This window comes from Olleya sp. YS (genome assembly GCF_029760915.1).
In the GTDB taxonomy this organism is placed as follows: domain Bacteria; phylum Bacteroidota; class Bacteroidia; order Flavobacteriales; family Flavobacteriaceae; genus Olleya.
This window is the reverse complement of record NZ_CP121685.1, coordinates 979,551-998,953: the sequence shown is the minus strand read 5'-3', so window position 1 is coordinate 998,953 and position 19,403 is coordinate 979,551. Positions and strand designations below refer to the sequence as shown.

The 19,403-nt window shown below is 31.7% G+C and carries 18 protein-coding genes; 6 read left to right on the top strand and 12 right to left on the bottom strand.

The window, feature by feature from the left end; all coding sequences use genetic code 11:
• Nucleotides 1–19: 19 nt before the first annotated feature.
• Complete coding sequence (locus tag Ollyesu_RS04660) at nucleotides 20–493, bottom strand: methylated-DNA--[protein]-cysteine S-methyltransferase (protein WP_279302637.1); 474 nt, start codon at nucleotides 491–493, stop codon at nucleotides 20–22.
• The gene (locus Ollyesu_RS04655) at nucleotides 493–1,578 is read right to left on the bottom strand and encodes a hemolysin family protein (RefSeq protein ID WP_279302636.1); all 1,086 of its coding nucleotides are present in this window, start codon (nucleotides 1,576–1,578) and stop codon (nucleotides 493–495) included. The genes Ollyesu_RS04660 and Ollyesu_RS04655 overlap by 1 nt, the downstream gene beginning before the upstream one ends.
• Nucleotides 1,579–1,682: 104 nt before the next feature.
• On the opposite strand from Ollyesu_RS04655, the gene Ollyesu_RS04650 reads away from it, so the two are divergent.
• From Ollyesu_RS04650 to Ollyesu_RS04635, 4 genes are read left to right on the top strand one after another with little or no spacing between them, the layout of a single operon-like run.
• Nucleotides 1,683–1,922 carry a hypothetical protein gene (locus Ollyesu_RS04650; protein ID WP_279302635.1) on the top strand — a complete coding sequence of 80 codons (240 nt, stop codon included), beginning with the start codon at nucleotides 1,683–1,685 and terminating at the stop codon, nucleotides 1,920–1,922.
• The gene (locus tag Ollyesu_RS04645) at nucleotides 1,919–2,638 is read left to right on the top strand and encodes a hypothetical protein (protein ID WP_279302634.1); all 720 of its coding nucleotides are present in this window, start codon (nucleotides 1,919–1,921) and stop codon (nucleotides 2,636–2,638) included. Before Ollyesu_RS04650 ends, Ollyesu_RS04645 begins: the two co-directional genes overlap by 4 nt.
• Nucleotides 2,639–2,641: 3 nt before the next feature.
• Complete coding sequence (locus Ollyesu_RS04640; RefSeq protein ID WP_279302633.1) at nucleotides 2,642–3,094, top strand: hypothetical protein; 453 nt, start codon at nucleotides 2,642–2,644, stop codon at nucleotides 3,092–3,094.
• A 2-nt stretch (nucleotides 3,095–3,096) separates the two neighbouring features.
• A complete protein-coding gene (locus Ollyesu_RS04635) occupies nucleotides 3,097–4,311 on the top strand; it encodes a hypothetical protein (RefSeq protein WP_279302632.1) in 1,215 nt (404 codons plus the stop codon).
• A gap of 19 nt (nucleotides 4,312–4,330) precedes the next feature.
• On the opposite strand, the gene hemB is transcribed toward Ollyesu_RS04635, so the two are convergent.
• From hemB to hemA, 9 genes are all read right to left on the bottom strand, one after another.
• A complete protein-coding gene (gene hemB / locus Ollyesu_RS04630) occupies nucleotides 4,331–5,320 on the bottom strand; it encodes a porphobilinogen synthase (protein WP_279302631.1) in 990 nt (329 codons plus the stop codon).
• Between the two features lie 4 nt (nucleotides 5,321–5,324).
• Nucleotides 5,325–6,035 carry a class I SAM-dependent methyltransferase gene (locus Ollyesu_RS04625; protein WP_279302630.1) on the bottom strand — a complete coding sequence of 237 codons (711 nt, stop codon included), beginning with the start codon at nucleotides 6,033–6,035 and terminating at the stop codon, nucleotides 5,325–5,327.
• Nucleotides 6,036–6,059: 24 nt separating this feature from the next.
• Nucleotides 6,060–6,962 (bottom strand): oxygen-dependent coproporphyrinogen oxidase, encoded by a 903-nt coding sequence (gene hemF, locus Ollyesu_RS04620; protein ID WP_279302629.1) that lies wholly within the window; start codon nucleotides 6,960–6,962, stop codon nucleotides 6,060–6,062.
• The gene (locus Ollyesu_RS04615; protein WP_279302628.1) at nucleotides 6,952–7,491 is read right to left on the bottom strand and encodes a GNAT family protein; all 540 of its coding nucleotides are present in this window, start codon (nucleotides 7,489–7,491) and stop codon (nucleotides 6,952–6,954) included. Before Ollyesu_RS04615 ends, hemF begins: the two co-directional genes overlap by 11 nt.
• Nucleotides 7,488–8,243, bottom strand: a complete 756-nt coding sequence (locus Ollyesu_RS04610; protein WP_279302627.1) for an EI24 domain-containing protein — start codon at nucleotides 8,241–8,243, stop codon at nucleotides 7,488–7,490. Before Ollyesu_RS04610 ends, Ollyesu_RS04615 begins: the two co-directional genes overlap by 4 nt.
• 2 nt (nucleotides 8,244–8,245) lie before the next feature.
• Entirely contained in the window at nucleotides 8,246–9,601 is a 1,356-nt protein-coding gene (locus Ollyesu_RS04605; RefSeq protein ID WP_279302626.1) for a potassium transporter TrkG, read from the bottom strand.
• A 2-nt stretch (nucleotides 9,602–9,603) separates the two neighbouring features.
• Nucleotides 9,604–10,629 carry a uroporphyrinogen decarboxylase gene (gene hemE / locus Ollyesu_RS04600; RefSeq protein WP_279302625.1) on the bottom strand — a complete coding sequence of 342 codons (1,026 nt, stop codon included), beginning with the start codon at nucleotides 10,627–10,629 and terminating at the stop codon, nucleotides 9,604–9,606.
• A 114-nt stretch (nucleotides 10,630–10,743) separates the two neighbouring features.
• Entirely contained in the window at nucleotides 10,744–12,324 is a 1,581-nt protein-coding gene (gene hemC, locus Ollyesu_RS04595; protein ID WP_279302624.1) for a hydroxymethylbilane synthase, read from the bottom strand.
• Entirely contained in the window at nucleotides 12,317–13,579 is a 1,263-nt protein-coding gene (gene hemA / locus Ollyesu_RS04590; RefSeq protein ID WP_279302623.1) for a glutamyl-tRNA reductase, read from the bottom strand. The genes hemC and hemA overlap by 8 nt, the downstream gene beginning before the upstream one ends.
• A 195-nt stretch (nucleotides 13,580–13,774) precedes the next feature.
• On the opposite strand from hemA, the gene Ollyesu_RS04585 reads away from it, so the two are divergent.
• Nucleotides 13,775–14,668 (top strand): helix-turn-helix transcriptional regulator, encoded by an 894-nt coding sequence (locus Ollyesu_RS04585; RefSeq protein ID WP_279302622.1) that lies wholly within the window; start codon nucleotides 13,775–13,777, stop codon nucleotides 14,666–14,668.
• Nucleotides 14,669–14,704: 36 nt separating this feature from the next.
• Here the strand turns inward: Ollyesu_RS04585 and Ollyesu_RS04580 are convergent, their stop codons facing one another.
• Nucleotides 14,705–18,190 carry a TraB/GumN family protein gene (locus Ollyesu_RS04580; protein WP_279302621.1) on the bottom strand — a complete coding sequence of 1,162 codons (3,486 nt, stop codon included), beginning with the start codon at nucleotides 18,188–18,190 and terminating at the stop codon, nucleotides 14,705–14,707.
• Between the two features lie 155 nt (nucleotides 18,191–18,345).
• On the opposite strand from Ollyesu_RS04580, the gene hemH reads away from it, so the two are divergent.
• Entirely contained in the window at nucleotides 18,346–19,389 is a 1,044-nt protein-coding gene (gene hemH, locus Ollyesu_RS04575; RefSeq protein WP_279302620.1) for a ferrochelatase, read from the top strand.
• Nucleotides 19,390–19,403: the final 14 nt, after the last annotated feature.

Here is a 19,403-nt window from a genome sequence, read left to right as displayed (position 1 = left end):
AAATTAAAAGGAATTGAATTTAAAACAGGGTTTGTTGTTTGTATGGGCTTTCATGCTCTAGCAACCACTGCTTTCTGTGTAATCCGCCAGCGTAACCGATTAAACTGCCGTCACTTCCTATAACACGATGACACGGAACAATAACCCATAACGGGTTTTTACCGTTAGCATTGGCAACAGCACGAATAGCTTTAACGTCTCCAAGTTTTTTTGATAACGAAAGGTAAGAAGTTGTTTTTCCGTAAGGGATGTTTTGCAGTTCTTCCCAAACGTGTTTTTGAAAAATAGTCCCTTGCGGATTTAGTTTTAAGCTAAATTGTTGTCGTGTGCCTTCAAAATACTCGTTAAGCTGAAGCACACAATCTTCTAAAACATCTGGAATAATATCGGTTACTTTTTCTTCTGAATTGATTACTGTTACAGAACTTATACCATCTTTATCACCTACTATTTTGGTGTAACCTAAAGGCGATTTGATGATGCATTCTTCCATTATTCTGGCTTGGACACTTCTCCGTTTTGGTCAATAATGCCCAGTTTTTTAGCACGTGCTTCCCAGCTTTTTCTAGCTAAACTTTGTAAATCGCTAACGTTATCACTTTCATCCATAATCTCCATGCCTAATAAGGTTTCAATCACGTCTTCCATGGTTACAATTCCGCTTACGGAACCATACTCATCTACTACTAAAGCCATATGGTTTCTGGTTTCGACAAGCTTTTCAAAAAGGGTTGGAATAGCCAAATCACGATTGACTATTATTATATCTCTTTTAAGGTCTGATAGTTTTTTATTACCATTACCCAAAGCCATTTCTTTAAAAATTTCATCTTTTAAAACTAGACCTTTAATATTGTCTTCTGTATCTGCATATAGAGGGATTCTGGAAAAACGAAGATTCATGTTTTTACTAAAAAAATCTTCTACTGTAGTCGTTTCGTTTTCAGATTTCATTACTGTACGTGGTGTCATTATATCCTTTGCAAAAACTTCCTTAAAAGTTAATAGATTTTTAATAATCTTACTTTCGTTACTTTCAAAAACACCTTCTTCATGAGCCATATCTGCCATCACTAAAAACCCTTCTCGACTTAAAACACTTCCATGACCTTTACCGCCTATCAATTTTGTTGTTAATTGCATCAACCATAATAAACCAGTCCATTTTAAAGGAAAAATTAAAATGTTAAGTGCTTTAGTAGTAAAATTTGCTAAGCTTTTCCAATAGGTCGCTCCAATAGTTTTTGGAATAATCTCAGAAGCAACTAGTATTAATATAGTCATTACCGCAGACACTATGAATACGCCATAACCATCTCCATTACCATATAACCCTTCGGCTTCTTTACCAACTAAAATAGCTCCAACAGTGTGGGCAATGGTATTGAGAGTTAAAATAGCTATTAAAGGTCTATCCACATCTCTTTTTAGAGCTTCAAGTTTTGTTGCGTAGTGTTTACCTTCTTGTTTTTTTACATTTATAAAAGTTGGTGTAACACTTAATAATACTGCTTCAAGTATGGAGCACAAAAACGAAAAGAAGATGGAGATTACTCCATAAAAGATTAGTAAAGCCATTAATTAGATTATAGTTTTTGTAAAAATAGCTATATTTTTTTAACTTGTAGTCAATAAAGTATTCCCTATACACTAATTAGTAGCCAAATTTTAATATTTAAATTATGGATACTAAAACTTACAAAATCACTGAGGTGCCCTGTTCTAAAGGTGATTGCACCCTTAAATTTAATGTTGTCATTTCTTCCATAGATACTGTAGTTGCTAGACCAGTAGAAGAATTAGACTTTAAACCTACAAGAGAAAATACACTAACTAATACAGGCACTATTACAGACTATATCGTAGTAGAATGTCCTTCAGGACATAAACAACGCGTGTTTATAACATCTAATGAGTCATGAGCGAGCTAAAAGATTTTGACACTTTTTGGTTAGAAAAAGGTCAAGCATTAGTAAATGACACGTTTACTAATTTAAAAAAACACTTAAAAAATCAAAGTAATTATTTAAAAGCTTTATTAGGGTTTTATACTTTTCTTGGGTTAACCTCTTCGTTAATTACAGCGACAACAGATTACAAAGTTTATTTAGCCTTTATTTTACCATATATTATTTTATTATTGGCTCAATTTAAAATATCAGTTGGTCAAAAAGCACAATTAGAAACCCTAGATTTAAGAAGTCCTTTAAAAATAAATGACGCTTACAATAGAATAGTCAAAGGTCTACAAGAAGAAGTGATAAGTGCCAAACGTTGGGTTGCCAGAGCTACAATTGCAATAATTTTAGGAGGGACTATATCTTTTTACTTTTTAAATAAAGATAAAGCTGCACAAGCAAAACTTGATAAAATTGAAGCTAGAGCAGATACAATCTCTGGGTATGAAGATGAAGGATTAAAAGACTTTATAAAAACTCAACAATTAAAAGTATCTAAACTAAAAGGTGAAAATAAAGTAACAATTGAAGCTAAATTTACAGAGGATAAAATAATTGAACTAACGTTATTAACCACTAAGGATAGTACTATTACTAAAGCTATAAAAATCCCAAAATTAGTTAACTATAAGATGGACATTAGCGAGGTAAAAGAGGTGTTAAACAGTAAAATAAAATAGATTATGGAAGCATTTGAAACTTTTAATAACAATCAAAAGATAACAATAAACATTACAGATGTAGAAACTATTGGAAAACAAGTTGGACCTACGGTATTTGCACTTAAAAAAAAGAATGATGATTCAGATTTTGAAGTATTAAGCAATGACTCTAATACAGCAACTTTTACTAAAGAGCAAGCAGAACAACGAGCTATCTTAGCTGCAAAATTTATTTTTATAGTAGATATAAATCAAGAGCCAAACTTGGAAAAAGTTAAGGAAAGAACGCTTATTAGATATAGTGTTTATGACCAAGACAACCGTAAAACGTATTATTCTACCCTTGTTGATTTTGAAAATGAATATAACAATGTGTCTGCTGAACAGTTTACAGTAGAAAAGAATATTGAAATTGTTTTAAATAAAGACCATAAAAGTATTCATAGAGAATTTATCAAATCATTAAACCAATAAATATGAAAAAAGTTCTTATTTTTTTTCTATCGCTAAATGTTATTATAGTTAACGCTCAAGAAGACAACCAAGCTTCGGTCAACGATTTCAATTTTGAAAGTACCGCTAATCCAGCATTTACAATTATTGAAGAATCGCCAACAGCTATAAACACACCTGATAACCTTAAAAGCTTAGCTCTTTATGTAACTAATGGCTTTTCTGAAGGTAATATTGCTTTAGAAACTAATCCGTATTGGCTTATTCCAAATACAAAAGATAAATCTTATAAAGATTATCGTGGATTAAGAACTAATAACAAAGGAAAATATGTTATTGATCCTATTTTAAAACCTATTCAAACTAATTCTTCGTTTTCTCTAGCTTACACTAATAAAGCGTTTGAAGGTTTTGAAGAAGAAAAAAAATTAATTGCTATTGGGTTAAGAACAACGCTATTACAATTGTATAGTAGAAAACAAACCGATAAACTAGTTAATATATTAAGTGATGTAGGACAACCTTATGCTAACGCTGCACTCAACAAATATAATAGTGTTCTTGTTTTTTCAAATTTAATAGTTACTAGAGAAATGGCTGATGAATATGTAAAGAACAAAACAATACCAAAAAATTATATTGATACCGCAAATACGGTCTTAAGTCAGAACCCTGAATTTAAATCAGTATATACTGACGGGAAAAGCCTTGCAACTGCTTACTTTAATGATATCAGCCAAAGGATTGTTAAATTCTATTATAACCCAAAAAACATCAAGCCTATTTTAAGACTAGATGGAGCTGTAGCTTACAGTTTATTGTTTAAAGAGAATACATTTAGTAGTAATTCCGCAAAACGTTTGGGAGGATGGTTTACCCTTGATTTAGCGCTTCCGTTTAACGATAAAAATTATTTTCATCTATATGCAATTAGTAGATATATTGATAACGGATTTAATATAGATGCAGAGCAAAATTATTTTGATACTAATTTTTGGGATATAGGTGGAAAGTTAGAGTTAGAGTTAGGCAAATTCAATCTTTCATATGAATATTTACAACGTGATGGTGATGACGAACAATATCGTTCTGTTGGAAATATTACGTATCAAATCAATAAGAAAATGAGTTTAACAGGAGGATTTGGTAAAGATTTTCCAATAAGTGATAACAATTTAGTTACTATCATTGGTATAAATTGGGCGTTAACTTCTGGAGAGTCTGTGACTTCTAAATAATTTTTTTAGATAAGCATAGTTAAGAAATTAACTTCACTACATCCTTTGCAAAGTAACTTGCAATGACATCTGCACCAGCACGTTTGATTGCTGTAATTTGTTCTAGCATCACAGCATCATGATCTAACCACCCTTTTTCTGCTGCAGCTTTAAGCATAGCATACTCGCCAGACACTTGATATACTGCAACTGGAACATCTACTACGTTTTTAATTTCTCTAACAATATCTAAATAGCATAAACCTGGTTTAACCATGACAATATCTGCACCTTCATCAATATCCATTTCGGTTTCTTTAATGGCTTCAAAACGGTTAGCATAATCCATTTGATAGGTTTTCTTGTCTTTTGGCACGTCTTTAATATCTGCAGGAGCAGAATCTAAAGCGTCTCTAAAAGGACCATAAAAAGCAGATGCGTATTTAGCCGAATAACTCATGATTCCTGTATCTATAAACCCTTCGTCCTCTAACGCTTCTCTAATGGTTAAAATACGACCATCCATCATATCACTTGGTGCCACAAAGTCCGCTCCTGCTTGTGCATGAGAGAGACTCATGTCTGCTAAAACTTCTGCAGTATCATCATTAATTATTTTTCCATCTGAGACAATTCCATCGTGTCCAAAAGACGAGTATGGATCTAACGCCACGTCTGTCATCACTAGCATGTCTGGACATACGTTTTTAACTGTTTTAATGGCACGTTGCATTAATCCATCAGGATTAAGTGCTTCAGTCCCTTTATTGTCTTTTAATTGGTCTGGTACTTTAACAAATAGTAAAACAGATTTTAAACCCAGTTTCCAAAGGTCCTTGACTTCTTGTTCTAACAAGTCTAAACTGTATCGATAGTAGTTTGGCATCGACGCAATTTCTTCTTTTACACCCTTTCCTTCTACTATAAAAAGTGGCACTAAAAAGTCGTAAGGCGAGATAATAGTTTCTCTAACTAAACTTCTAATAGCTTCGTTGGTTCTTAGTCTTCGGTTTCTTCTTAGTGGGAACATAATTTTAATTCTTTTGACCTTTTATGCCTGTTGCACAACCATAAAAATAATTTATATATTCAACATTAAATCCCTTTTTTTCAAAGATTTCTTTTACTCTTTCTGCATTATTAAATTTTGAAGTATAAACACCTAACATCTTATAAGTTTCAGGATTGCCTAGAAAAAGAAAACCTAGAATAGGTATAAAAAACCTCACATAATTGAGATAAAAAAATTTTAACAACTTGTTTTTGGGAACTGAAACCTCAATAAAAGAAAATGATCCATTAGTTTTCAAAACTCTATTTACCTCATCTGAAAAGTCATGCAACTGTTTGTCTGAAAATGTTTTTAAACCAAAACCAGATATAACAGAATCTATTGAGTTATTTTGAATTGTGTTTTTAAAAACATTTTCTTTTAAAAGTTTTATTTGGTAGTTAGGATATTTTGATCTCCTTTTATGTGCCATATTTAACATTCCTTCAGAAAAATCTAAACCTATTAATTTACCATTTACACCAATTGTATTTAAAATAGGTTTCCAACATTCTCCCATGCCAGTCATTAGGTCTAAAACTGTATCATTTTTCTTTATTTCAATGGATTTTACACATTGTCTTCTCCAACGTTCACTGAAACCAAATGACGTTATATAATTTACACGTTCATAGGAACCACTCATTTTATTAAAGAGCTCTTCTATGAATTTTTGATTGTATATATCTTTCATTAAGTATTTAGTCAAAAAATAATATTAAATCCAATCTATTGGATTTTGTAATACCTCAATTAGTTTTTCTTCGTCGCTTCCAGCTTCTGGTTTGTGGTCGTACACCCATTGCACATGTGGAGGCAAACTCATTAAAATACTTTCTATTCTTCCGTTTGTTTTTAAACCAAAAAGGGTCCCTTTGTCGTGTACTAAATTAAACTCGACATAACGACCACGACGTATTTCTTGCCAATCACGTTGTGCTTTGGTGTGCTCTAAATCTTTTCTTTTATCTACAATAGGCAGGTAAGCCTCCAAAAAACTATCTCCAACTTCGGTCACAAAATCATACCAATTTTGCATACTCATGTCATTAGACGCTTTACAGTAATCAAAAAATAAACCACCAATACCTCGACCTTCGTTACGATGTGTATTGTAAAAATACTCATCACATCTAGCTTTGTATTTTGGATAAAACTCAGGATTGTGTTTATCGCACGCTGTTTTACACGTTTGATGGAAGTGTTTAGCATCTTCTTCAAACAAGTAATAAGGCGTTAGGTCTTGTCCACCTCCAAACCATTGGTCTACTATATTACCATCTCTGTCATACATTTCAAAATAACGCCAATTAGCATGAACGGTTGGTACCATTGGATTTTTTGGATGTAATACTAAGCTTAATCCACAAGCAAAAAAATCGGCATCTTTGACTCCAAAATAAGCTTGCATGCTGTCTGGTAATATACCATGTACACCAGAAATATTTACGCCTCCTTTTTCAAAAACGTTTCCGTTTTCAATTACTCGCGTGCGTCCACCACCACCTTCTGGTCGTACCCAAATATCTTCTTGGAAGGTAGCCTTACCATCTATAGCTTCTAATCCAGAAGTGATGCTGTTTTGTAATTCTTGTATGTAATGATAGAATTTATTTTTCATTGTATAATTCGTATAACTCCATGTCTAAAGGATTTTCACCTACAGGAGTAAATCCTTGTTTTATAGTTTTAACCCATTTAAAACTATTGTTTGTGGCTACTTTTACGCTTCCAATATTGTTTTTAAAAGCAATAATTTGAAGTGTTTTTAAACCTAAGGTATTAAAAGCATAATCAGAAAGTATTTTGACTGCTTTTGATGTTAATCCCTGACCTTCAAATGGGTAGCCAATGCAATAAGCAAATTCACCTTGTTTTGTATTCCAATCTAATTCTTTAATATAAATCAATCCTGCTAAATCTCTGGTTTCTGTATGTTTTAAAGTGAATAAAAATTCGTCTTTACTATTAAATTGTTTGACTTTTTTTTCAACAAATAATTGCGATAAGGTTGGAGTTAAATTCTGCTCTAAAGTCTTAGGGAAATAACGCTGAAAGCGGTCTTGATTGGCAACCATTAAATCACAAACTTTCCAAGCGTCACCACTATGGATTGGATTAATTTCAAAATTATCAAATGTCCCAATCATGATTCTATATTTTGTTGATTTACTTTCAACAGTTTTACAGTACTTAAAGAAGCAGCTGTCACACTAAGTGGTAAAACTAAAATAACTCCAATAACAGGAATAAATAAAAACAAAATAAACACCACACCATTACCAATAGCTACTCCTCTGTTTCTTTTTATAAAACGAATACTGTCTTTGTAATTAAAATGACGCTCTAAAGTATAGTCCATATTTCCAAACCCAGCATAATAGCTTTGTACTAAAAATAGCAATCCTGTTGAAAAAATATTAACTACAGGAATAAATTTAAGTAGCAAAATGGGTAGTGTTATAAGTAACTCGCGACCAAGGTTTCTTACATTTATTCGGATACCTCGTATAAGTTGTTCTTGAAATGTGGTTTTTCTGTGATGGTGTTTAGTTACGCCTGTTAAATGTGCTTCAATTTTTTCAGACACTGGACTCATAAAAGGAGCAGACAATGCCATTATAATATGTTTATATAGGATGATTCCAATTGCTAAAACAATAACACCACCAATAAAGGTTGAGATAGTAGTAAAGGTTTCTTTTCCCCATTCCCAAAACCAAATTTTAGCGATAAAACCACCTATATTATCAGAGAATCCATAAGCCGAAACACCAATAATTGTTGCAGTAATAATACTAATAACAATAGGTATAAAGAAGTATTTCCAAAGCTTAAGCTTTGAAATAAGTGCAAATGCACCAGAATAACCGTTTATACCTTTTATTATGTTTTGTATCATAATTAAACAGCTATATCTTCTTTTAAAATTTCTCTTTCTTCATTGGTAATATTTTTCGACCAGATTGCTAATCCAAATGTCAATACACCTAAGCGACCAATAAACATTAAAACAATTATAATAACTTTTCCAAACATAGTCAAATCAGCAGTTATACCTCGACTTATTCCAACGGTTCCTAACGCAGAAGCAACTTCAAAAAAAACATCTTCAAATTTTAAATCATGTGATAAAATAATTAAAAAGCCTCCAATAAAAATTATAGTTGTGTAAAATATAAATGCAGAAGTTGCTATGTATAGTCTTTCATATGGAATAACTCTTCCTAAAAATGTTATGTTTTTACTACCTTTTAATCTGCTTTTCATTATAGCAAATACCGCAGTTAAGGTAGTTATTTTTATACCACCAGCGGTTCCAGATGGAGATGCACCTATATACATTAGTAACAAGCAAACTAGTATCATAGCCTGAGAAAATCCTCCAAAATCAACAGAATTAAAACCAACTGTTGTCATAGCTGTCATACATTGAAAAAAAGCTGCTAAAAATCTTGATTTCCCTTCTAAAGTTATGATTGAAGGTTCTGAAAAATAAAAAAAGAGAGTTCCAAAAGTTAATAAAATTAAGAAGCCATAAATTATTATTTTTGTTGTAAAACTTAATCTGTGGTTTTTATTTTTTACTATCATTCCAAAGTCTGTGATTACTATAAAACCTAGCGAACCACAAATAGCTAACATAGAAATTATGAAGTTTATAAAACCATTATCTACATAACCCATAAAGCTATTGTTAAATAAACTAAAACCAGCAGTACAAAAAGTGCTAACACTATGAAATATAGAGGACCAAATGGCTTCTAATGTAGCCATATTTTCCATTTTAAATGCAATAAAAAATAAGATAGCACCTATGATTTCCATAATAAGAGTAAATAAAATTACTGATTTAATAAAATCGGTAATTTTAATAGTCTTCGGTAATGTAAACTCTGTGGATAATATTTTTTTATGCCAAAGGGTCATTTTTCTGGTAGTAGATAATAACATAAAAGTGGTAAAAGATAGATAACCAATACCACCTAATTGAATTAAGGACATGATAATAAATTGTCCAAAAAAGTTGTAAGTATCAAATATAGAGATTGTTACTAATCCTGTTGTAGATACAGCAGAAGTAGCTATAAAAATATGATCTATTATTGGAGCACTTGTTTTCTGAAAAATCGGTAAACACAGTAAAATGGCACCTAGTATAATATAAGTTAAAAAACCATAAAAAAGATTTTGTTGAGGTGTCCAGCCTTTTTTTAAAAGCGTATATCTTTTAGTTAGTCTTTTAAACGAATTATCCATTTTTAAGCTTTATATTCTTTCACAGCATCAATAAAGGCTTTCGCGTTTTCTAATGGAATATTAGGTAATATACCATGTCCTAAATTAACGATGTATTTGTCTTTACCAAACTCGTTAATCATTTGGATGACCATTCTTTTAATTTCTGCTGGAGGCGAAAACAAACGTGTTGGGTCAAAGTTACCTTGTAAAGTAATGTTTCCACCAGTTAAATAACGAGCGTTTCTTGCAGAACACGTCCAATCTATACCTAATGCTGATGCACCAGATTTTGACATTTCGTTTAACGCAAACCAACACCCTTTTCCAAATGCAATGACTGGAGCATCGTCCTTTAAAGCATTTATTATCTGTTGAATGTATTGCCAAGAAAACTCTTGATAATCTACTGGAGAGAGCATGCCTCCCCAACTATCAAACACTTGCACAGCATTACAACCTGCTTTCACTTTTTCTTTTAAATATGCAATAGTTGTATCTGTAATTTTTTGTAATAATTGATGTGCAGCAATAGGATTTGTAAAACAAAACTCTTTGGCTTTGTCAAAGTTTTTAGACCCTTGACCTTGCACACAATAGCATAAAATAGTCCATGGTGAGCCAGCAAAACCAATTAACGGAATCTCGTCATTAAGTTTTTCTTTAGTCATTTTAATGGCATCATAAACGTAGCTTAGCTCTTCTTTTACGTCTGGCACAATGACATTATCCACATCTTTTTGTGTTCTGACTGGATTTGGCAAATAAGGACCAAAATTTGGTTTCATTTGTACCTCAATGTTCATAGCTTGAGGTATTACCAAAATGTCACAAAACAAAATCGCAGCATCCATACCATATCTTCTAATAGGTTGTACTGTAATTTCGCTTGCTAATTCTGGAGTTTGACAACGTGTAAAAAAGTCGTATTTAGCTTTTATCTCCATAAATTCTGGTAGATAACGACCTGCTTGACGCATCATCCATACTGGTGGACGTTCTACGGTTTCTCCTTTTAATGCTTTTAAAAATAAATCGTTTTTTATCATACTTACTTTCCGCTAAAGCGGAAATCTTTTTAATTCAACTTAATTTTATTTAAATAGGTCTCGACTGCGCTCAACCAGACAGAATTTTGTCTATTCAAACACGGTCGAGAGGTTTTAAACGTAGTGTTCATTTACCAACTCGATAACACTTTCCACAGTAGGTACTTTAGCTATGCGCACATCTTTAAAATGTTTACTTGCTTCTTTAGCTGTGGTTTCGCCAATACAAAATGCAATCATATTGTCTTCAACATTATTTTCTTTTTTAAAACTTTGAACTGTTGATGGACTATAAAACATAACGCCTTCAACGGACTCTGGAAGTTTAATACTATCTAACTTGGTTTGATACGCTTCAACTTCATTTACTTTTATATTGTTTTCTGCTAAAATGGTTGGCAACTCATCCAATCTAATATCACTACAAAAATATGTGACTTCTGTACCATCCATAAATTCGACTAAATAGTTTGCCAATGCTTTGGCGTTTTTTTCTGAATGTAATACGTTTCCAATGCGTTTTTCAATCATTTTTTTGGTGCGTCGCCCAACACAATAAATGTTTTTAAATTGAAGCTCAACCGCAGAATAATTGGTTAATAACGCTTCTACAGCATTTTTACTTGTGATGATGACGTTTTCAATTTCGTTTTTAATGAATCGTGGATGAATTCTATTTAAACTAATTTTTATAAAATCTGAGCTGTCTACTTTGACTTTTTCGTTAAACAAAAAGCGTTGATCTTCAGTTAATGATTTTGTAGAATAAACATTAGTTTTTTTGTAGGATTCTTTAAGTTGATCCATCAAACGGTTACCACCACGATCTAAAATATAGTTAGCACACCATTCTGCTAAATCATGATGTTCGCCTAAAGCTTTGACACGTTTGACATGTATTTTTTTTGTACCATCTTTACTTAAAAGAATACCTTCAAAAGTTATTTCTTCATTTTTAATAAACGCTAAACCTCCTATTGGAGCAGTACAACCACCTTCTAAACGGTTTAAAAACTCACGTTCAATAGAGGTACAGATTTGGGTTTCTTCATGATTAATTTCTGTTAAAATAGCTCTAATGTCTTCATCGTCTTCTAAAGCAGCTATCATAATAGCACCTTGTGCTGGAGCAGGAATCATCCACTCTAAATTAACAGCATCTACAGGTCTTAAGTCTAAACGACCAATTCCAGCAGCAGCAAAAATAGCTCCATTCCAATCACTATCTTCTAGTTTTTGTAATCTGGTGTTTACATTACCTCTTAAGTCCACCACTGCATGTGTTGGATAACGATTTAACCATTGTGCACGTCTACGTAAACTTCCGGTTGCGATGGTTGCTTCTTTTGAAGATAAAAACTCTTCGTTGTTTTTAAACACTAGAGTGTCTCTAACGTTTCCGCGTTTTAAAACTGCAGCTTGAACAATGCCTTTAGGAAGAACGGTTGGTACATCTTTTAAAGAATGTACAGCAATATCGATATCACCATTTAACATAGCAATGTCTAATGTTCGAGTGAAAATTCCTGTAATACCAAGTTCGTATAAGGGTTTATCTAACACTAAATCTCCTGTAGATTTTACAGGAACTAAAGTGGTTTTATGACCTAAATGTTCAAGTTGATTTTGTACTGCTTTGGCTTGGTATAAGGCTAACTCGCTATCACGAGTCCCAATTCTAATAGTTTTAGACATGCTTTGAGGTGTTTTCTAACTGAAACACTTTTTTTATAAGATCCAAACTTTCGTCAGTAGAGAAAGCATCATCCTTAAGGTGATGAGCGAAATGATTGGTTATTTTTTGAATAATTTTATTGCTAATAATTTCGGCTTGTTCCTCATTAAAATTAGCCATTTTTTTACGTTGTGTATCTAATTCGGTAGTCGCAAAATCTTTTAATTTATACTTTAAAGCTTTAATGGTTGGTGCAAACTTTCTGGTTTCTAACCAGCTTATAAAGTCTGCTTTTATCTCTTCAATAATAGTTTCGGCTAGAGGAATGTGCAACTTTCTACGTTCTAAAGTTTCATCTGTAATTTGTGATAAATCATCAAGGTGAATGCGTTTTACGTTTGGTAAGTCGGTAACATTTTCATCCACATTTTTAGGTATGGATAAATCTAAAATTAACAACTCCTTTTTAGTCTGAATCAGTTGTTTGTCAATTGTTGGATTTTGTGCTCCAGTTGCTACAATTAAGATATCTGCTTCATTAATTTCTTCTTGCAGATTAGCATAATCTTTGACCAATAAATTAAATTTTCCTGCAATAGCTTCAGCTTTATCTTTAGTCCTGTTTATTAAGGTAATGTGTTCGTTTTTTGTGTGTTTTACTAAGTTTTCACAAGTGTTACGTCCTATTTTACCAGTTCCGAATAACAAAATGTTTTTATCGGTAACATTGTCAATGGTATTTAAAATATATTGAACTGATGCAAACGATACACTGGTTGCGCCTGAAGAAATTTCAGTTTCTGTTTTTATACGTTTACTTGCTTGGATAACCGAGTTGACTAAACGCTCGATAAATGGATTTAATAATCCATATTCTTTAGAAATGTATGTGCTTTTTTTAAGTTGACCGATAATTTCAAAGTCACCTAAAATCTGACTATCTAAACCAGAACCTACTTTAAATAAGTGCGAAATAGCTTCTTTACCTTTATAGATGTAAGCATATTTTTGAAACTCTTCAACGGTTCCTTTGGTATTATCACACAATAATTGAATGAGTTGATAAGGATGTTCTGCAAACCCATAAATTTCTGTACGATTACAGGTTGAGGTAACTATTAAGCTAGTGATGCCATTAGTTTTAGCTTGATTTAAAAGTGCCAATTTAGAGGATTCATCTAAGCTAAAATGACCTCTAATTTCTGCATCTGCTTTTTTGTAGCTTAAACCTAAAGCATAAAAGTATGTGCCTGTTGACATGTGATAGTGCTCCATTTACCTGACTGGGACTTTATTTTAAGCAAATTTATGTTGTATTATATTTAAAAAGTAACGCTGAAAGAACTTTTAATAACGTTTCGGGTTTTTTAGCTCTAAAATTTACAAAACTATGATAATTGTCATATTTTTGCAGTGAAACCAATGGTTTTAAGCTTAGTTGTTTAGAATCAATCTAAATAAAATATAAATATGTCGTTATCTTCTTCATTAAAAAATGTCGCTACAGGTTCTTTTAACGAAACACAAGTTGATCAAGATGTTTTTGTGTTAATTTATCAAAATGAAAGCTCTGAAAAACAGGTAGTTGAACGTTATATTGATAGTAGTTTTATACAGTTTCATTTTTGTTTAAAGGGTAAAAGTGACTTTATTTTTAACAATGGAACTTATACTTTAAACATTGCAGAAGAAACGTCTTTGCTATTATATAATCCGCAACGCGATTTGCCAATACATTTAGAAGTTGCACCAGATTGTTGGTTGGTTTCTGTATTGATTTCCATTAAAAAGTTTCATGGATTATTCTCTCAAGAAGCAGATTATATTACGTTTTTAAGTGAAGATAATAAGGATAAAAAATATTATAAAGACGGAAAAATTTCGCCATCTATGGCTATTGCTTTAAATCAGATATTAAATTATAATCTTAACTCTTCAATAAAAACGTTGTATTTTAAAGGTAAAGCATACGAGTTGTTGAGTCTCTATTTTAATAGAGGTGAAGATGCTAATATTGAACAATGCCCTTTTTTGGTTGACGAAACTAATGTGGCTAAAATTAAAAAAGCAAAAGATATTATTATTGCTAGGTTGTCTGAACCACCAACTTTGCAAGAGTTGTCAGAAGAAATTAACTTACCACTTAAAAAATTAAAAGAAGGGTTTAAGCAAATTTATGGCGATTCTGTATTTAGTTTTTTATTTGATTACAAAATGGAAGTGGCTAGAAAACTACTTGAAACAGGAAATAATAATGTTAACGAAGTTGGTTTAAAAGTAGGTTATAGTACATCTAGTCATTTTATAGCAGCCTTTAAAAAGAAGTATGGGATTACACCTAAAAAGTATGTGCAGTCCATATAAAAAAAAGCGCTTAATTTTAAGCGCTTTTTTAATGTTTTAATAGCCTCCACCATCATCTAAACGTCTTCGATTTTTATGTATTACTAAGTCTAAGACATCTTTCATTAACTTATCTTCCTCTTCATTTTCATCAATATAATCTCCACTGTAACCTGAGTCATAATACACTTCGGTTTGCAGTCTACCTTGCTTTTCTGGTTTTAAAAAACCTGCGTAATAAAAACGCTTGTTTTCATCTTTATCTTCTTTGCTAACTAGCATATAAAAGTACATGTCACCTTCTTTATCATCATCTGTTTTGAAGGCTTTTTTTCCTAAGAAGTGAATAGAATCACGTTCTTTTTCAATAGTTTTTCTACCAAACAAAGTTGACTTAGCATACATTTCTTGACTAATTTTTTCAGCTAAATAGGGTTTAAATAACTTTTTCTTGTACATTTTATCTACTAATGCAGCTTGATTTTTATAGTCGTCAATTGTTTTTTCTTTTAGTTTTTCTGGAATAGGTTCTCCAGCTTCTTCAAGCAACACATAATAGGTGCTTAACGCAGAGACATTATCGCTATCTAATAGCTTATCAAAAAAGTTTTTGGCTTCGGTTTCTTTTCTAAACGGGAAAATAAGTTTTACAAACGCATAAAGTGAGCTACTGTATGACCTGTAACTGTAACTAGATTTTGATCCTAAACTGCGTTTAACCTCTATCTTACCGTCTTTAATTAATTGCTTTTTAAACTTTTTATACGCTTTTGGTTTAATAACACTGCTGTCTATTAAACGTGCTAATAGCTCGTAAATAGGCTCTTTATACTCTTCAATAGTTGTAAACTCCATTAAATCTGGGAACAGTGTTTTTTTAAGTTCTAGTGAGTCTTTGTAGTTATAAAACATAGAACCTATTGATCCACTTAATGGTAAATCTTTATTTAAAAGCGTTAAAAAGGTATTGTACGATTTTTTAGTAGGCTTATTTAATAAGGATCTTAAAATAGTGTTTTGGATGTCTGGTTTAGAATACGATTCTTCATACAATTTGTTTAAAAAGGCGTCTGTTCTTGGATCTTCAAGCTCAGCCAATTCTGAGATTAAAAAGGTTTTAAAATCTTCTTTGTTTTCTGGAAATTCAAAGTTTTTAATTAAATCTATCATCGTGCTAGCGTTAGATTTATTAAACTTTATCTTTGATTTTGCTTTAAACACAATACTATCGTTATCACGAAGTGCTTTGAAGAACCGTTCTGTCTTATCGCTAAAAACAGACTCACCTAAAAGCGTGTCTAAGGGCTCAAAAGTGTCGTAAAAATTAGTAATAAAAGTTGAAGGCTTAGATATAGTATCTGTTAAGCTTTTAATTTCAAAAAGAGCTCCTTTTTTTAAGATGTTTTTGACTATAATAGCTTTGGCACTTAAGGAATCTTTTAATGTATATTCATAAAAATATTGATCGTCTTTTTTGTATTTCTTTTTATTGGCGACTTTATATTTTTTAAATCCATCAATATCTTCCATGGATTTCAATTCGCTATCAATTTCATTCCATAAACTGTCCACGTTTTTATACATCTGCAAGTCATGAAACTTTAATCTGGTAATAAAAACTTGCTCATTAGCTTTAGAGTAGTAAGTGGTACGTTTAGTTTTTTCTTCGTAATCTTTTGGTTTACTATAGCTGTAATAATCGTAAGGAGGTGATGCTTTAGTATTTGTAATTACCGAAAAGTGTAGCGAGGTATCAACTACTTTTTCAAAACCGTCTTGAGTGACATTTTTAAATGTAAACGATTTAAAAAAGTCTTTTGCTTTTTGTTCAGTTTCACCAACATAACCTAATAAAAAGTAGCTTCCGTCTTTAACTATACTTTTAAGGTGAATGTTTTCTGTTGATGTCGAGTCTTTTTTAGCAAACCCTTCGTAACTATAATACGTATCGTTTTTAAAATCGCCTTCAGAGTCTTCGATTTCAAAATCTTTTAAAAAGTTGGTGACAATAAATTTAGCTTCAAATTTATCTTCTTCAATGTAATAGACGTCGTTATAAGCGATTTCTTTTAAGAAGTAGTAATCATCATTTGCTTTTCCTTGAATTAGTTTTTGTCCAGCATTCTGCACATTATCTGTGGTATGATATTCTGGAAAATTAACTTCGTATTTATTGTAAGTAGAAGTGAATGTATTAAAATTTGAACTTGGTGTTTTAAATTGTATCGAGTTAAAAATAGGCGCCTCATTTTTTAAAACATACTCCTTTTGACCAGCAAATTTAATTAGGATAACTTCAAATGGTGTTTTGTAAATATGATACTTTTGATAGTCTCCTTTTTTGGTTTTATTTAAAATACTAATTCCAGGATATGGAGTTGTTAAGGCTTCTTTTTTAATGATATCTCCAGGAATATCTTCAAACAAAAAGTTGTCTAATCGCTCTAAAGAGATTTCTTTTTCATTAGGTAAATAATCGTAAGTATTAAATCTGCTAATGGTTAAATAAGCACCATTAGTCATGTCTGGAGAGATGTAATATTTTTGACCACTGTAATAAAACTCATATAACTCTGTAAATGTTTTTATAGATAAAAATCCATCTGGAGTGGTTTGTGTTTTAATAGTTGGTGGCGAGATATAGTCTTCAATTTGTTCTTTTTTGGTTTGTGCAACACTGGTTTGCTCAGACACTAATGGTTTTACAGTATACCCTTTATCTTCCAGCATTTTAAGCATACCCTTATTACCTGGTAAATGCGCAGCTCCAACACCAGCAAAAACAGTTTGATATTGCATTAGAGAATCTAGTACATGTACCATGTTTTCGTTACGCTTGTACAACATATGTTCTCTAAAAAACTCTGTATTAGAAGCTGCTCCAATCGAGTCTAATAAAGCTAAGTTTCGATCACGATAGGTGTTTTCTTGAACCAAATAAGGATTTTCTTTTTCGTATAATTTAGTTAACCATGGATCTATTTTATTTTTTCTAGCATTACGTTGTGCTTTAGAAACTAAGTAGCGCGATTCTTCAATATCCTCTAAACTATATATTGTTTTGTTTTTCTTTTTACCTGCTTGGTAAATAAACATGTCTAAATAAGTTTCCTCTTCAAAATTATCTGCGTAACCATCTTTTCTATATAAATAACCATTAATCATTCTGTTATCAGATCTTATGCTTCCTCTAATAGCTACTTCTTCTGGATGCTCTAACCCAAATAAACTAGAATAAAAATTTTTATCGTAGCTCTGCGAGTAATTTTGAGGTGTTAATGTTGTTGTTTTGTAATTAAAGGCTAACCAAGTAGATGGATCAGACTCTAAAGCAACACTTTCACTATTGTCTAACGCTTTAAAAAACACATCGTCTAGTCTAAAGGCAACTTTTGCACTAACATGCATAGTTCCATAAATGTATGATGGTTTGTCAAGGTTGTTACCAGAAATCTCCCAAAGTAAACTTTGTTTTTTGTTTTGAGTTTGAGATATTGAGGCAAAAGAAATTGCACAGAATAGTGCAAGGATGTAATTTTTCATAAAATGTTTAAGTATCTATTTGTAAATATATTAAACTTAATTTTAACTGAAAGGTTTTGATTATCTAATAATAGACTATAAGTATAATCAAACTTTTAAGTTTCTTACATATTATAATTTAGAGTTGTATTTTTGCTTTTTGAAAAGGAAAAAATATGAAAAAAGGCGTATTACTAGTTAACTTGGGTTCACCAGACAGTCCAGAACCTAAAGATGTAAAAAAATATTTAGGAGAATTTTTAATGGATCCTCGAGTTATCGATGTTCCGTTTTGGGCAAGAACATTACTAGTTAAAGGTATTATATTAAATACACGACCAAAGCAAAGCGCAGAGGCTTATAAAAAAATTTGGTGGGAAGAGGGTTCTCCTCTAATTATTTTAAGCGAACAATTGCAAGACAAAGTTCAAGAAAAAGTAGACTATCCAGTTGCATTAGCCATGCGTTATGGTAGTATGACTATTAAAAAAGGTTTACAGGAATTGGTAGATAAAGGAGTTGAAGAGGTGTTTTTAATTCCGTTATATCCACAATTTGCTATGGCAACTACAGAAACTATTTTGGTACTAGCAGAAGAAGTACGTCAAGAACATTTTCCGAATCTTAATATTGAAAGCTTACCAGCGTTTTACAATAATCCAGAGTACATAAAAGCACTGTCAGAATCTATTAAAAAATCATTAGCAGGTAAGACTTATGAGCATTTATTGTTCTCATATCATGGTGTTCCAGAGCGTCATATTAGAAAAAGCGACATAACAAATTCACATTGTAAACCAAGTGATAAAATAGATTGTGTGTGTTGTAAAACACCAAGTATAGCTCATGAGTTTTGTTATAAACACCAATGCAAAGAAGTGACACGCTTGGTTGCAGAGTATCTTAATTTAGAAGACAACACCTATTCAACCTCATTCCAATCAAGATTAGGGTTTGATCCATGGTTACAACCCTACACAGATCGCACTATTGAGCGACTAGGAAAAAGCGGAATCAAAAATATGGCAATTGTAACTCCAGCTTTTGTTAGTGATTGTTTAGAAACCCTAGAAGAAATTGCTATGGAAGGCGAAGAAATTTTCCACGAAGTAGGTGGGAAAGAATTTACAACTATTCCATGCTTAAATACTGATGATAATTGGGTGGCGTTTTTAGCTAATCGTATTAATGAATGGTCAAAAAACACAGTAGAAGTATAATTTTTCATTTAAGT

Bases quoted from the DNA above. Each gene is read 5' to 3' on its own strand.
- Ollyesu_RS04615 (WP_279302628.1), bottom strand. From the start codon at position 7,491: ATGATTGGGACATTTGATAATTTTGAAATTAATCCAATCCATAGTGGT.
- hemH (WP_279302620.1), top strand. From the start codon at position 18,346: ATGAAAAAAGGCGTATTACTAGTTAACTTGGGTTCACCAGACAGTCCA.
- Ollyesu_RS04660 (WP_279302637.1), bottom strand. From the start codon at position 493: ATGGAAGAATGCATCATCAAATCGCCTTTAGGTTACACCAAAATAGTA.
- Ollyesu_RS04610 (WP_279302627.1), bottom strand. From the start codon at position 8,243: ATGATACAAAACATAATAAAAGGTATAAACGGTTATTCTGGTGCATTT.
- hemB (WP_279302631.1), bottom strand. From the start codon at position 5,320: ATGTTCCCACTAAGAAGAAACCGAAGACTAAGAACCAACGAAGCTATT.
- hemF (WP_279302629.1), bottom strand. From the start codon at position 6,962: ATGAAAAATAAATTCTATCATTACATACAAGAATTACAAAACAGCATC.
- Ollyesu_RS04625 (WP_279302630.1), bottom strand. From the start codon at position 6,035: ATGAAAGATATATACAATCAAAAATTCATAGAAGAGCTCTTTAATAAA.
- Ollyesu_RS04650 (WP_279302635.1), top strand. From the start codon at position 1,683: ATGGATACTAAAACTTACAAAATCACTGAGGTGCCCTGTTCTAAAGGT.
- Ollyesu_RS04585 (WP_279302622.1), top strand. From the start codon at position 13,775: ATGTCGTTATCTTCTTCATTAAAAAATGTCGCTACAGGTTCTTTTAAC.
- Ollyesu_RS04635 (WP_279302632.1), top strand. From the start codon at position 3,097: ATGAAAAAAGTTCTTATTTTTTTTCTATCGCTAAATGTTATTATAGTT.
- Ollyesu_RS04640 (WP_279302633.1), top strand. From the start codon at position 2,642: ATGGAAGCATTTGAAACTTTTAATAACAATCAAAAGATAACAATAAAC.
- Ollyesu_RS04645 (WP_279302634.1), top strand. From the start codon at position 1,919: ATGAGCGAGCTAAAAGATTTTGACACTTTTTGGTTAGAAAAAGGTCAA.
- Ollyesu_RS04580 (WP_279302621.1), bottom strand. From the start codon at position 18,190: ATGAAAAATTACATCCTTGCACTATTCTGTGCAATTTCTTTTGCCTCA.
- hemA (WP_279302623.1), bottom strand. From the start codon at position 13,579: ATGGAGCACTATCACATGTCAACAGGCACATACTTTTATGCTTTAGGT.
- Ollyesu_RS04655 (WP_279302636.1), bottom strand. From the start codon at position 1,578: ATGGCTTTACTAATCTTTTATGGAGTAATCTCCATCTTCTTTTCGTTT.
- Ollyesu_RS04605 (WP_279302626.1), bottom strand. From the start codon at position 9,601: ATGGATAATTCGTTTAAAAGACTAACTAAAAGATATACGCTTTTAAAA.
- hemE (WP_279302625.1), bottom strand. From the start codon at position 10,629: ATGATAAAAAACGATTTATTTTTAAAAGCATTAAAAGGAGAAACCGTA.
- hemC (WP_279302624.1), bottom strand. From the start codon at position 12,324: ATGTCTAAAACTATTAGAATTGGGACTCGTGATAGCGAGTTAGCCTTA.